The 13,463-nt window shown below is 65.6% G+C and carries 14 protein-coding genes; 6 read left to right on the top strand and 8 right to left on the bottom strand.

Annotated elements, in window-relative coordinates; genetic code table 11:
- Both E4L98_RS00885 and kdpE read left to right on the top strand, forming a co-directional pair.
- Positions 1–1,450: DUF4118 domain-containing protein (locus tag E4L98_RS00885; RefSeq protein ID WP_135199681.1), on the top strand; the 1,450-nt coding region annotated here is incomplete at its 5' end.
- Positions 1,443–2,144 (top strand): two-component system response regulator KdpE, encoded by a 702-nt coding sequence (gene kdpE / locus E4L98_RS00880; RefSeq protein WP_135199680.1) that lies wholly within the window; start codon positions 1,443–1,445, stop codon positions 2,142–2,144. The genes E4L98_RS00885 and kdpE, both read left to right, overlap by 8 nt.
- Positions 2,145–2,163: 19 nt before the next feature.
- Here kdpE and E4L98_RS00875 read toward each other — a convergent pair whose 3' ends face one another.
- The 3 genes from E4L98_RS00875 to E4L98_RS00865 are packed head-to-tail and all read right to left on the bottom strand — an operon-like array spanning position 2,164 to position 4,770.
- Positions 2,164–3,333, bottom strand: a complete 1,170-nt coding sequence (locus tag E4L98_RS00875) for a vWA domain-containing protein (RefSeq protein ID WP_135199679.1) — start codon at positions 3,331–3,333, stop codon at positions 2,164–2,166.
- 1 nt (position 3,334) lies between these two features.
- A complete protein-coding gene (locus E4L98_RS00870; RefSeq protein ID WP_135199678.1) occupies positions 3,335–3,925 on the bottom strand; it encodes a GNAT family N-acetyltransferase in 591 nt (196 codons plus the stop codon).
- Positions 3,925–4,770 carry an AAA family ATPase gene (locus E4L98_RS00865; protein WP_135199677.1) on the bottom strand — a complete coding sequence of 282 codons (846 nt, stop codon included), beginning with the start codon at positions 4,768–4,770 and terminating at the stop codon, positions 3,925–3,927. The genes E4L98_RS00870 and E4L98_RS00865 overlap by 1 nt, the downstream gene beginning before the upstream one ends.
- Positions 4,771–4,925: 155 nt before the next feature.
- Here E4L98_RS00865 and E4L98_RS00860 point away from each other — a divergent pair, with 155 nt between their 5' ends.
- Together E4L98_RS00860 and E4L98_RS00855 are read left to right on the top strand one after the other, a co-directional pair.
- Positions 4,926–5,264: a c-type cytochrome gene (locus E4L98_RS00860; protein WP_135199676.1), complete on the top strand. Its 339-nt coding sequence runs from the start codon at positions 4,926–4,928 to the stop codon at positions 5,262–5,264.
- Positions 5,265–5,275: 11 nt separating this feature from the next.
- Positions 5,276–5,617, top strand: coding sequence for a c-type cytochrome (locus tag E4L98_RS00855; RefSeq protein ID WP_135199675.1), 342 nt, complete (start codon positions 5,276–5,278; stop codon positions 5,615–5,617).
- 22 nt (positions 5,618–5,639) lie between these two features.
- Here the strand turns inward: E4L98_RS00855 and E4L98_RS00850 are convergent, their stop codons facing one another.
- Positions 5,640–6,065: a DUF1841 family protein gene (locus E4L98_RS00850; RefSeq protein ID WP_135199674.1), complete on the bottom strand. Its 426-nt coding sequence runs from the start codon at positions 6,063–6,065 to the stop codon at positions 5,640–5,642.
- 48 nt (positions 6,066–6,113) lie between these two features.
- Positions 6,114–6,761 (bottom strand): RNA pyrophosphohydrolase, encoded by a 648-nt coding sequence (locus E4L98_RS00845; protein ID WP_135199673.1) that lies wholly within the window; start codon positions 6,759–6,761, stop codon positions 6,114–6,116.
- 202 nt (positions 6,762–6,963) lie between these two features.
- On the opposite strand from E4L98_RS00845, the gene E4L98_RS00840 reads away from it, so the two are divergent.
- Complete coding sequence (locus tag E4L98_RS00840) at positions 6,964–8,700, top strand: proline--tRNA ligase (RefSeq protein WP_135199672.1); 1,737 nt, start codon at positions 6,964–6,966, stop codon at positions 8,698–8,700.
- A gap of 29 nt (positions 8,701–8,729) precedes the next feature.
- The gene (locus E4L98_RS00835; protein WP_135199682.1) at positions 8,730–9,305 is read left to right on the top strand and encodes a lytic transglycosylase domain-containing protein; all 576 of its coding nucleotides are present in this window, start codon (positions 8,730–8,732) and stop codon (positions 9,303–9,305) included.
- A gap of 94 nt (positions 9,306–9,399) precedes the next feature.
- Here the strand turns inward: E4L98_RS00835 and E4L98_RS00830 are convergent, their stop codons facing one another.
- The 3 genes from E4L98_RS00830 to E4L98_RS29885 all read right to left on the bottom strand — a co-directional run.
- Positions 9,400–9,783 carry an SWIB/MDM2 domain-containing protein gene (locus E4L98_RS00830; protein ID WP_135199671.1) on the bottom strand — a complete coding sequence of 128 codons (384 nt, stop codon included), beginning with the start codon at positions 9,781–9,783 and terminating at the stop codon, positions 9,400–9,402.
- 181 nt (positions 9,784–9,964) lie between these two features.
- Positions 9,965–11,332, bottom strand: a complete 1,368-nt coding sequence (gene ffh, locus E4L98_RS00825) for a signal recognition particle protein (RefSeq protein WP_135199670.1) — start codon at positions 11,330–11,332, stop codon at positions 9,965–9,967.
- A 68-nt stretch (positions 11,333–11,400) separates the two neighbouring features.
- Positions 11,401–13,463: NHL repeat-containing protein (locus E4L98_RS29885; protein WP_167761240.1), on the bottom strand; the 2,063-nt coding region annotated here is incomplete at its 5' end.

The following is a 13,463-nucleotide window of genomic DNA, read 5'->3' as shown; positions in this document are numbered from 1 at the left end:
GGCCAACATCGCCATGCTGTTCCTGCTGGTGGTGGTGCTGGTGGCGGTGCGCTTCGGCCGCGGGCCTTCGGTGATGGCCACCTGCGTCAGCGTGGCCTGCTTCGACTTCTTCTTCGTGCCGCCGCGCTTCACCTTTGCCGTCACCGATTTCCAGTACCTGATCACCTTCGTGGTGATGCTGGCCGTGGGCCTGATCACCGGCCACCTGACTGCCGACCTGCGCTTCCAGGCGCGCGTCGCCTCGCACCGCGAACGCCGTTCGCGCGCGCTGTACGAGTTCGCCCGCGAACTGTCGGGCGCCCTGCAGACCGAGCAGATCTTCGACACCACCCAAAGCGTCATCCAGCGCGCCTTCCGCGCCCGCGCCACCCTGCTGGTGCCGAACGATGACGGCCGTCTGCAGCCGCCGGCGCCGGCCGCCGGCAGCGCCGATGCCGATCTGCTGGCCCACCTGGCGCGGCTCGACCAGGGTATCGCCCAGTGGTCGTTCGATCGCGCCGAGCCGGCCGGCCTGGGCACCGACACCCTGCCGGCCAGCCCGATCTTCTACCTGCCGCTGGTGGCGCCGATGCGCACGCGCGGCGTGCTGGCGATCGAGCCGGAACAGCGGCGCTGGATACTGATCCCCGAACAACGCCAGCAACTGGACACCTTCGCCGCGCTGGCCGCCATCGCCCTGGAGCGCGTGCACTACATCGAAGTGGCGCAGAACGCCCTGGTCAGCATGGAATCAGAGCGGCTGCGCAACTCGCTGCTGGCGGCGCTGTCGCACGACCTGCGCACGCCACTGACCTCCCTGGTCGGCCTGTCCGAATCGCTGGCGGGGTCGAAGCCGGCGCTGAGCGACACCCAGCTGGACACCGCCACCGCGCTGCACGACGAGGCGCTGCGCATGAGCACCATGGTCGCCAACCTGCTGGACATGGCGCGCATCCAGAGCGGCGAAGTCAAATTCAACCTGCAATGGCAGCCGCTGGAGGAGGTGGTGGGCAGCGCGCTGCGCGCCGCTCGCGCGCTGCTCAAGGACCACATCGTCAGCACCCGATTGCCGCCCGACCTGCCGCTGCTGCGCTACGACGCCGTGCTGATCGAACGCGTGCTGGCCAACCTGCTGGAAAACGCCGCCAAATACACGCCGCCCGGCGCCCACATCGACATCAGCGCCGCCCTGCACGGCGCCTGGATCAACATCATGGTTCATGATGACGGTCCGGGTCTGCCGGCGGGGCGCGAAGAAGCGCTGTTCGAAAAATTCACCCGCGGCGAGCGCGAATCGGCCAAGCCGGGCGTGGGCCTGGGGCTGGCGATCTGCCGCGCCATCGTCGAAGCCCACGGCGGCAAGATCGGCGCCACCGCCTCGCCGCTGGGCGGCGCCGCCTTCACCTTCACGCTGCCGCTGGGCACACCGCCGGCCATGCCGGAACCGGAACAGGAATACCGCAATGAATGACGCCACCCCATCGCCGACCGCGTTGCTGGTCGAAGACGAACCGCAGATCCGCCGCTTCGTGCGCGCCGCGCTGGAAGAGGAGGGCTGGCAGGTGTTCGAAGCGCCGGGACTGCAGCGCGGCCTGATCGACGCCGGCACGCGCAAGCCCGACCTGATCGTGCTCGATCTGGGCCTGCCCGACGGCGACGGCATCGACTTCGTGACGGACCTGCGCAAATGGTCGACGGTGCCGGTGATCGTGCTGTCGGCGCGCGTCAACGAGACCGACAAGATCCGCGCGCTGGACGCCGGCGCCGACGACTACCTGACCAAACCGTTCGGCGTGGGCGAACTGCTGGCGCGCGTGCGCGCCACCCTGCGCCGCCAGCGCCAGCCGGCGGCCGACAAATCGGGCCTGATCCAGTTCGGCGACGTCGCGGTCGACCTGCAGAACCGGCGCGTCACGCGCGGCGGTGACAACGTCCACCTGACGCCGACCGAATACCGGCTGCTGGCGGTCCTGGTCAGCAATGCCGGCCGGGTGATGACCAATCCGCAGCTGCTGCGCGCCGTGTGGGGGCCATCGCAATCGGAGAACGGCCACTACCTGCGCATCTACATGGGCCACCTGCGCCACAAGCTCGAAGCCGACCCGACCCAGCCGCGCTACCTGCTGACCGAAACCGCGGTCGGCTACCGCCTGCAGCTGCCCTGAGATCGGGGTCAGAACCGATCTACTTGCTGAGCAGGCGCATCGCCTGTTCGAGGCCGCTCATGGTCAGCGCGTGCATGCGGTGGTTCATCAGCTGGCGGATGATGCCGACCGACTGGCGGTACTGCCACAGTCCTTCCGGCTCGGGATTGAGCCAGACGAATTTGGGAAAGGCGGTGGTGAAGCGCTGCAGCCAGACGCTGCCCGCTTCTTCGTTGTTGTATTCGACCGAGCCGCCGCGCTGCAGGATTTCGTAGGGACTCATGGTGGCGTCGCCGACGAAGATCAGGCGCGTGTCGGGCGGGTATTTGCGCAGGATGTCCCAGGTCGGGAAGCGCTCCGAATGGCGCCGGCGGTTGTTCTTCCACATGTAGTCGTAGACGCAGTTGTGGAAGTAGAAGAATTCCATGTTCTTGAATTCCGAGCGCGCCGCCGAGAACAGTTCCTCGGTGCGTTCGATGTGGTCGTCCATGGTGCCGCCGACGTCGAACAGCATCAGCACCTTGATGTTGTTGCGGCGCTCGGGCTGCATCCTGATATCGAGGTAGCCGGCATTGCTGGCCGTGGCGCGGATGGTGTCGTCCAGCGCCAGTTCCTCGGCCGCGCCCTGGCGCGCGAACTTGCGCAGGCGGCGCAGGGCGACCTTGATGTTGCGCGTGCCGATTTCGCGCTCGTCGTCGTAGTCCTGGTAGCTGCGTGCTTCCCACACCTTGACGGCGCTGCGGTTGCCGCCCTTGCCGCCGATGCGCACGCCCTCGGGATTGGTGCCGCCGTGGCCGAACGGCGAGGTGCCGCCGGTGCCTATCCATTTGCTGCCGCCTTCGTGGCGTTCCTTCTGTTCCTTCAGCAGTTCCTGCAGGCGCTCCAGCAGCTTGTCGTAGCCGAATTTTTCCAGCGCCGCGATCTGCTCCGGCGTCAGTTCGCGCTTCATGCGCTGCACCAGCCAGTCCAGCGGCACGCTGGCATTGTCGGCGAAGGCGCCGTCGATACCCTTGAAATACTGCGCGAAGGCGCGGTCGAATTTGTCGAAGTGGGCTTCGTCCTTCACCAGCGTCAGGCGCGACAGGTAGTAGAAGTCGTCGAGCGAGGTGTCGATCACCTGCTTCTGCATGGCTTCCAGCAGCGTCAGGAATTCCTTGATCGTGACCGGGATTTTGGCGTCCTTCAGCGTGAAGAAGAAATCGATCAGCATCTCAGGCTCCGCGGCGCGCCAGCTTGTATTGCAGGTGTGCCTTGATCTCGGGCCATTCGCCGGCCGTGATGCTGTACATGACGGTGTCGCGCACGGTGCCGTCGCGGCGTTTGGCGTGGTGGCGCAGCACGCCGTCCCTCTTCGCGCCCAGACGCTCGATGGCGGCCTGCGAGGCGTGGTTGAAGTTATCGGTGCGCAGGCCGACCAGGGCCGCGTCCAGCGCTTCGAAGGCGTGCGTCAGCAGCAGCAGCTTGCAGCTGGTGTTGACGTGGGTGCGCTGCCAGCGCTTGGCGTACCAGGTGTAGCCGATCTCCATGCGGCCGATGTCGGCCACGATGTCATGGTAGCTGGTGGTGCCGATCACCGCGCCGCTGGCGGCGTCGATCACGGCGAAGGCCAGGCGGGTGGGGCGCATCTCCATGCCCTTGAAGATGTAGGCATCCACCTCGTGCGGCTCGGGCACCGAGGTGACGCGCAGGTTCCACAGTTCGCCGTCCGACGCGGCCGCGCGCAGGCCGTCGGCGTGGTGCGGCGCCAGCGGCTCCAGGCGCACGCCGTTCAGCTCCAGGGTGACGGGGAAGATCGGCTGCATTATCGGTTGGTCCGCGACATGAACACCAGGCGCTCGAACAGGTGCACGTCCTGCTCGTTCTTCAGCAGCGCGCCGTGCAGCGGCGGCACAATGGCCTTGGTGTCCTGGCTGCGCAGCGCCTCGGGCGGGATGTCTTCCGCCATCAGCAGCTTGAGCCAGTCGAGGAACTCCGAGGTCGAAGGCTTCTTCTTCAGGCCCGGCACCTCGCGCACCTCGTAGAAGGTCTGCAGCGCCTGCGCCAGCAGTTCCTGCTTCAGCCGCGGGTAATGGACCTGGACGATCTGCTGCATGGTGTCGCGGTCCGGGAACTTAATGTAGTGGAAGAAGCAGCGGCGCAGGAAGGCGTCCGGCAGCTCCTTCTCGTTGTTGGAAGTGATGATCACCAGCGGCCGGTGGCGGGCCTGCACCATTTCGCGCGTCTCGTAGACGTAGAACTCCATGCGATCCAGCTCGCGCAGCAGGTCGTTGGGGAATTCGATGTCGGCCTTGTCGATTTCATCGATCAGCAGCACCACCGGCTCCGGCGCGGTGAAGGCCTGCCACAGCACGCCCTTGACGATGTAGTTGTGGATGTCGCGCACGCGCTCGTCGCCCAGCTGCGAGTCGCGCAGGCGCGAGACGGCGTCGTATTCGTACAGGCCCTGTTGCGCCTTGGTGGTCGACTTGACGTGCCACTGCAGCAGCGGCATGTTCAGCGCGGCCGCGACTTCCTCGGCCAGCATGGTCTTGCCGGTGCCCGGTTCGCCCTTGATCAGCAAGGGCCGCTGCAGGGTGAGGGCGGCGTTGACGGCCAGTTTCAGGTCATGGGTGGCGACGTATTGGTCGGAGCCTTCGAAGCGTTGCATATGGTCGATTCCGGGGGGAGAAAAGATAAAACAGTATAGGTGAGATCCCGATCTTGGGTTAGAATCCCTGCACAAATAGCGTAAAAGTCAACATGATTGACACCGTGGTCGTAGTATTTGAGATAGCCGTATCCGATTACTTACTTAGAGACGCCATGAAAAAAATCACCGCACTCCTCGTGCTCGCAGGCCTGGCCCACGTCGCCGTCGCTGCGGAAGTGGTGGGCAATGCCCAGAACGCCAAAGCCAAGATCGAAATGTGTATCGGCTGCCACGGCATCCCCGGCTACAAGGCCACCTTCCCCGAAGTGTTCCAGGTGCCCATGATCGGCGGCCAGTCGGCCAGGTACATCGAGAGTGCGCTGCAGGCGTACAAGAAGGGCGATCGCAAGCATCCGTCGATGAAGGGCATCGCCACCAGTCTGTCCGACCAGGATATCGCCGATGTGGCGGCATTCTATTCGCAGCAGACCCGTACCGCCGACCCGAAATGAGGACCGAATACATGAAGAAGCTGATCGCTGTAGTGAGCTGCACCCTCATCTCGTCGGCCGCGCTGGCGGGCGGGAATGTTGAAGCGGGCAAGGCGCTGACCGAGAAATACGCCTGCTTCAGCTGCCATGGCAAGGACTTCAACACCCCGATCGACCCCAGCTATCCGAAGCTGGCCGGCCAGCACCGCGACTATCTCGAGCACGCGCTGACCGCCTACAAGCGCGGCGACGCCGCCAACGGCCGCAACAACGCCATCATGACCGGCCAGGTCAAGCCGCTGTCCAACCAGGACATCAAGGACCTGGCCGCCTACCTGAACAGCCTGCCAGGCAGCCTGGCCACCCACCGCTAAGATTCGGGGTCAGAGCCGACTTTTACAGGCGGCGCCTGATGGCTTCGAGGTAGGCCACGGCGTCCGGCGGGGTGCCGCTGCGCTGGGCGTTCCAGATCATCTCGCCCAGGCATTCCATGATTTCATGCTGGGCGGCGTGGGCGTCGTCCAGCTTCAGCGTCAGCTCGGTCGCCAGCGCGCGGATGCCGGGCGGCTGGTCGATCGAGATCTGCTCGTCGATCGACAAATGCATGGACAGGTGCAGGAAGGGATTGGCCTGCGCGCCTTCGACCTGGTAGTCGCGCGTCAGCGCCGTCTCGACGTCGCCCAGCACGTCGTGGTATTCGGGATGGTGGCGGATCCAGTCGGCCGCCATGGTTTCGATCGGCGTCAGGATCTCGTGCGCCTGCTGCTTGCGGTACGCCTCGCAGAAGAAGCGGCGCACATCGTCGGAGGATGGATTAAACATGGGCGTCATTGTACTCCCGCCAGCCGGTCGGCGTGGCGGGAGTCATGATCAGGCGCTGTTCTTGGCGGCGGTCTCGTTGGCCGGCGCCGCTTCGCCGGATGGCAGCGCCAGCTTGGCCGCCTCGGCCGCCGCGCCGCCCTGGCCGTTCTGCGCCGCCGCCGGATTCGGGCGCGGCTGGCGCAGGTAGCGCGAACCGTGGTGGCGGCGCTCGTGGCCGTTCGGCGGCCAGGTCAGGAAACGCGACAGTTCCTGTAGCGCGCGCTGGTAGACCTCGCGCTTGAATTCGATCACGACGTCGAGCGGCACCCAGTAGTCATGCCAGCGCCAGGCGTCGAATTCCGGATGGTCGGTCAGGCGCAGGTTGACATCGTTGTCGCGCGCGCACATGCGCAACAGGAACCAGATCTGTTTCTGGCCGCGGTAGTGGCCGCGGATCTCGCGCTTGATGAAGTGGTCCGGCACCTCATAGCGCAGCCAGTCGCGGGTGCGACCGACGATCTTGACGTGCTCGGCACGCAGACCGATTTCCTCTTCCAGCTCCCGATACATCGCCTGTTCCGGCGTTTCTCCGTATTTGATGCCGCCTTGCGGAAATTGCCATGAGTGCTCGCGCACCCGCTTGCCCCACCACACCTCGTTATGGGCGTTCAGCAGGATGATGCCGACGTTGGGGCGAAACCCTTCCCGATCGAGCATATTGCACCTCAAACTTTCTGCGGCTGAGCTCCTGTCTTATATTTTTGCCTACAAAGTGGGGCGCCGGCAGCGTTTTCCGGGTAAGAAAACGGTCGGAGGCCCTTGATTTGAACGCATTTGTATAAAGTATGGACGCATCAGCCAGCTAATCCTTTAAAATTAGGTTGATTATAACTCTCTCTTTTTAAAAAGAATTCACCGTATGCGCGCGTCACGTTTTTTTATTTCCACGCTTAAAGAAGCGCCTTCCGATGCCGAGATCGTCAGCCATCAGTTAATGATGCGTGCCGGCATGATCAAACGTCTGGGCTCCGGCATCTATACGTACATGCCCATGGGGCTGAAAATCATCCGCAAGGTCGAGGCGATCGTGCGCGAAGAGATGAATCAATCCGGCGCGGTCGAGCTGCTGATGCCGCTGGTGCAGCCGGCCGAGCTGTGGCAGGAAACGGGCCGTTGGGACAAGATGGGTGCCGAACTGCTGCGCATCAAGGACCGCCACGGCCGCGAGTTCGCCTTCCAGCCGACCGCCGAGGAAGTGATCACCGATGTGGTGCGTTCGGAAATCAAATCCTATCGTCAACTGCCGTTGAATTTTTACCACGTTCAAACCAAGTTCCGCGACGAGCGTCGTCCGCGTTTCGGCCTCATGCGCGGCCGCGAGTTCACCATGAAGGATGCGTACTCGTTCGACCGCGACCTGGCCGGCATGCAGGCGTCGTACAAGGTGATGTATGACGCCTATGTGCGCATTTTCAACCGCTTCGGCCTGAAGTTCCGTGCGGTGGCAGCCGATAACGGCGCCATCGGCGGCACCGGTTCGCATGAATTCCACGTGATCGCCTCCACCGGCGAGGACGCGCTGGTGTATTGCCCGACCTCCGACTACGCGGCCAACATGGAAGCGGCCGAGGCACTGCCGCTGAACGCCGCCCGTCCGGCCGCCACGCAGCCGCTGGTCAAGGCCGCCACGCCTGACGCCACCAAGTGCGAGCAGGTGGCCGGGCAGCTGAAGCTGCCGCTGGCGCAGACCGTCAAGACGCTGGCGCTGACCGTGGAGAGTGACACCGACGGCAAACCGACTAAACAGTATTTCATGTTGCTGTTGCGCGGCGACCACGAACTCAACGAAGTCAAGGTCGGCAAGGTGCCGGGCCTGGCGGCGCACCGCTTCTCGACCGAGCAGGAAATCCTCGAAGTCTACGGCTGCGTGCCGGGTTACCTGGGGCCGATCAACACCAAGCTGCCGGTGACCGTGGTGGCCGACCGCACCGTGGCCAACATGGCCGATTTCGTCTGCGGCGCCAATGAAGCGGGTTACCACTACACGGGCGCCAACTGGGGCCGCGACTGCGCCGAGCCGAACCTGGTGTGCGACCTGCGCAACGTGGTCGAGGGCGATGCCTCGCCGGACGGCAAGGGCGTGCTGGCGATCGAGCGCGGCATCGAAGTCGGCCACGTGTTCCAGCTGGGCACCGCCTATTCGGAAGCGATGAAAGCCACCTTCCTGGACGAAAACGGCAAGCCGGCGCCGCTGCAGATGGGCTGCTACGGCATCGGCGTGACCCGCATCCTGGGCGCGGCGATCGAGCAGAACTTCGATGACAAGGGCATCATCTGGCCGACCGCGATCGCGCCGTTCGAGCTGGTGCTGTGCCCGATGGGCATGGACCGCAGCGAAGCGGTCAAGGCGGCGGCCGAGCAGCTGTATGCGGACGCCAGCGCGGCCGGCATCGACGTCATCCTCGACGACCGCGGCCTGCGTCCGGGCCAGATGTTCGCCGACTGGGAACTGATCGGCGTGCCGCACCGGGTGGTGATCGGCGACCGCGGCCTGAAGGAAGGCAACCTGGAATACCAGGGCCGCCGCGACAGCGAGGCCAGCGCCGTGCCGGTGGCCGAGATCCTGTCCTTCATCAAAGGCAAAATGGCGCAGTGATGAGGCGCTTGTGGCGCTGGTGCGAGGTGATGCTGCTGGCGCTGCTGGCGGCAGCCGCGCCGCTGGCGCTGGCCGGCAACCAGAAGGAAGAAGCGCTGGCCGACTCGGTGCGGCTGGCGCTGTCGAACGCCATCAAGGACGCGCGGCCGCCGGTGCCGAGCTTCCGCAATCCATCCGACCAGGCGCGTTACCAGAACTGGCTGGAAACCATGTCCGACCGGCTCAAGCGCCGGCTGCCGGATCAGCAGACGCGCAGCGAATTCCTCGCCACCGTGTGGTACGAAGCGCGGCGCGCCGGCCTCGATCCGGGCATGGTGCTGGGATTAATCCAGGTGGAATCGGCGTACCGCAAATACGCGGTGTCGCTGGCCGGCGCGCGCGGCTACATGCAGGTGATGCCGTTCTGGACCAATGTGATCGGCGACAGCAACCGCCGCGCGCTGTTCGACATGCAGACCAACCTGCGCTACGGCTGCGCCATCCTGCGCATGTACCTCGACATGGAGGCGGGCAACCTGTACCTGGCGCTGGGCCGCTACAACGGCAGCCGCGGCAAGCCCGAGTACCCGAACGCCGTGCTGGCCGCCTGGAACAACTGGAAATAATCCGGGGTCAGTTCTGCCAATCGCACACGAGCCCTGCCGTAAGCGACGCTTACGGCAGGGCTCGTGTGCGATTGGCAGAACTGACCCCGGAGTGTTATTGCAGGTGGTCGGAAATGAGCTTGGTCATTTCGAACATGGAAACCTGGGCTTTGCCGCCGAACACGGCTTTCAGCTTGTCGTCGGCATTGATCATGCGGCGGTTGGCTGCGTCTTGCAGGTCGTGCTTTTTGATGTAGTCCCACACTTTTTTGGTCACTTCGGTGCGCGGCAGGGCTGCTGCGCCGACGACGGCGGCCAGGGAGGCGGATGGCGTCATCGCTTTCATGAAGGCGGCGTTCGGTTTGCGTGCTGCTGGTGCTGCTTTTTTCACTGCTGCTGGTTTCGCCGCTGCCTTTGCAGGTGCTGCTGCTTTCTTCGCGGCCGGTTTGGCCGCGGGTTTCTTAGCCGGTGCTGCTGGGGTTTTTTTGGCTGTTGCCATATTCGAGCCTCCTTAACGAACACATAGAAAATTGCGCAATAGATCGCACCGGCTAATATTGGTGGGGATTTAAGCCGCGTGCAAGTGTTTTTCGCGTTTTTTCCCGGAAACACCACGTAAACATGGGGCAAGGCCCGTGTTTACTGGGTTTCCGCCGTGTTTCAGAGGGAAAAACCGGCGCTTAGCGCAGGCCCGGCATCATGCCCTTCATGGCGCGCATCATCTTCATCATGCCGCCGCCGGACAGCTTTTTCATCATGGTCTGCATCTGCTCGAACTGCGCCAGCATGCGGTTGACTTCCTGTACCTGCACGCCGGCGCCGGCGGCGATGCGACGCTTGCGGGTGGCCTTGATCAGTTCCGGCTTGGCCCGTTCGGCCGCGGTCATCGAGTCGATGATGCCGACCATGCGCCGCACCTGCTTGTCGGCCTGGTCCATGTTGGCGTTGCCGGCCGCCTGCTGGAATTGCGCCGGCAGCTTGTCGACCAGGCTGGCCATGCCGCCCATTTTCTTCATCTGGCCCAGTTGCGCCTTGAAGTCGTTCATGTCGAACTTGCCGCCGGACTTGACCTTGTTGGCCAGCGCCGCCGCGGCCTTTTCGTCGACGCCCTTGCGCGCTTCTTCCACCAGCGCCAGGATGTCGCCCATGCCCAGCACGCGGTTGGCCATGCGCTGCGGATCGAACGCTTCCAGGCCGTCGAGTTTTTCCGAGACGCCGGCAAATTTGATCGGCTTGCCGGTAACGTGGCGCACCGACAGCGCCGCGCCGCCGCGCGAGTCGCCATCCAGCTTGGTCAGCACGATGCCGGTCAGCGGCAGCGCGTCGTTGAAGGCCTTGGCGGTGTTGATCGCGTCCTGGCCCAGCATGGCGTCGACCACGAACAGGGTTTCGATCGGCTTGACCGCGCCGTGCACGGCGGCGATCTCTTTCATCATCTCTTCATCGATGCCCAGACGGCCGGCGGTGTCGATGATCAGCACGTCGTGGTAGTGCTTCTTGGCCCAGTCCAGCGCGTTCAGGGCGATGTCGACCGGCTTGTCCTGCGCGGTGGACGGGAAGAAGTCGGCGCCGACCTGGGCCGTCACCGATTGCAGCTGGGCGATCGCGGCCGGACGGTAGACGTCGGCCGACACCGTCAGCACTTTCTTTTTCTTTTGTTCCTTGAGGTACTTGGCCAGCTTGCCGACGGTGGTGGTCTTGCCCACGCCCTGCAGACCGGCCATCAGGATGATGGCGGGCGGCTGCTGGGCAAAGCTGAGCTGCGCCGCGTCCGGGCCGAGATCGGCGCCCATGATGGCGGCCAGTTCCTTCTGCACCACGCCGACCAGGGCCTGGCCCGGCGACAGCGAGGAAATCACTTCCTCGCCCAGGGCTTTGTCCTTGACCCTGGCGATGAATTCGCGCACGGCCGGCAGGGCGACGTCGGCCTCCAGCAGCGCCATGCGCACCTCGCGCAGCATTTCGGCGGTGTTGGCTTCGGTCAGGCGGGCCTCGCCGCGCATGGTCTTGACGACCTTGGCGAGGCGTTGAGTCAGGTTATCTAGCATGGTGATCGATCAGTGGGATAAGCGTAACGCGCCATTTTACCGCATCGTCCTGCTCATGCGCCGCCTGATCAATGCGGCAACACCAGCCGCAACACCGCCGCGCCGGAAATCACCACCAGCGTGTCCGGTCCCGCCGGCGCCACGGCTTGCGGCCGGTCCAGGCCGCCGGGCAGGGCGCCAAGGCGGGTGCCGCGCACGCCGGGTATGCCGGCCGCCACTGTTTTGCTGCCGTCGGCGGCCAGGCGGTACACCACCGAGGCGGCGGCATCGGCGCTGTAGATCTGAGCGTCGGGCGCCCGCTTGAGGCCGGCCGGCAGGGCGGCAATGGTGCTGACCACGCCTTGCGGCGTCACCTGGCGGTAGGTGGTGGTGGCCGGGGTGACGTAGGGGTTGACGTCGGTGAGATATAAATTGCCGCTGCTGTCGATGCCCTCCAGCGTCGGCTGCGTGAAGAAGGCCGCGGTGCCGACGCCGTCGACCGGCGCCGGCGGCGTCACCGCTTTGCCGCCCGCCAGTTGGGTCAGCACGCCTTGCGGCGAGATCTTGTAGACGATGCCGCTCGGCGCCGCGCTGGCCAGCGTGGGATTGGGATAGCGCATCGAGACATAGATATTACTGTCCGCATCGGCAGCGATACCGGTGGGCGTCAGCTGGCTGTCGGTCGCCAGCACGGTGCTGACCTGACCGCCGGGGCTGATCTTGCGCAGCCACAGCCCGGTCGGCACCGGCGTACGGGTGGACAGCGAACCGGCCTGGTCCAGAACGAATACATTTCCGCTCAGGTCGGCGGCCAGATAGGACGGACTGACAAAGCGCGCGTTGGCGCCCGGACCATCTTTTTCCTCGCCGCTGTCGCCTTCCAGACCGGCCAGCAAACTGGCGCCGGTGGCGTTTTGCTGCCGCAGCAGCTGGCCGCTGCTGGCCAGCACGATGGCGCCGCTGCTGGTCACGGTCAAGCGTCGGCTGGCGGTGGTCACGCCGGGTGGCGGCAGCAGGCCGTAGGATTTCGGGTCGGCGCCAGTGTAGGGCGTGGTGACCACGCCGGCGCTGCTGACCTGGCGGATCAGGTAGCCGCTGCGGCCGCCGGGCTCGCGGTCCAGCACCAGCAGGTTGCCCTGGTTGTCGAGCGCCAGCGAGGTCGGGTCGCCGAAGCGCGCGCTGTTGCCGCTGCCATCGATCGCCAACTGCGCGCCGGCCGGCGCCATCCCGGCCAGGGTGCTGACCGTGCCATCGGCGGCGATCTTGCGGATGCTGAAGTTGTCGATCAGGTAGATGTTGCCGGCGCTATCGGCCACGGCCTCGTTAATGTAGCTGAAACGGGCCGCCGGGCCGACGCCGTCCACGCTGCCGTTGCCGCCGGTGTCGTCGCCGGCCAGCAGCGTGAGGACGCCCGCGGCCACGCGGTAGGCCGCAAACGGCGTCAGCACGCTGACCGTGCCGCCGCCATCCACCACCACGCGGGCGCTGGTGAAGTTGATGGCGGGCGCCAGCGTGGCGATCGTGCTCAGGCTGCCGGCACGGGTCAGGCGGCGCAGATAGTAGTTGCTGGTGTCATTGTCGATCAGGATGATGCTGGCGTCGGGCGCCACCGCCAGTGCGGTGACGGTCCCCAGCCGGGCGGCGGCGCCGCTGCCGTCGGCGTGGCCGAAGGCCGGCGCCGCCAGGGTGGTGACCACGCCGGTGGCGCTGATCTGGCGGATGGCGCTCGGCGTCTGCGCCGGGTTGCTGCCGGCGATGATGTCGCCGCGGTCGGCGACGATGGTGGCGCCATTGCTGTCGGCCGCCAGCGCGCCGATGTCGTTGAAGCGGGCAGCGCTGCCGTCGCCGTCGATGATGGCGCGGCTGCCCAGCGATCCGGCCAGCAGGCTCAGGCCCGGCGCGCCGGCGTCCGGATACAGCGCCAGGCGCACGCTCTGGCTGACGCCGGACGAGGTGGCGGTGATGGTCACCGGCGTGATGGCGCCGACGCGCGTGGCCGGCGGCGTGTAGGTGACGTTGGCGCCGCTGGTGGCCGACAGTGTACCCGGATTGCCGCTGCCCAGGCTCCAGCTGACCTCGGCGCTCCGGCCCAGGGTGGCGCTGACGCCGACCGGCGCGCTGCCCAGCATCGGGCTGGCGGACAGGCCCAGGC

Origin of the sequence: Duganella callida (genome assembly GCF_004614165.1) — a bacterium.
In the GTDB taxonomy this organism is placed as follows: Bacteria; Pseudomonadota; Gammaproteobacteria; order Burkholderiales; family Burkholderiaceae_D; genus Rugamonas; species Rugamonas callida.
Note: the sequence above shows the minus strand (reverse complement) of the source record. Positions and strands in the feature narration are given on the sequence as shown.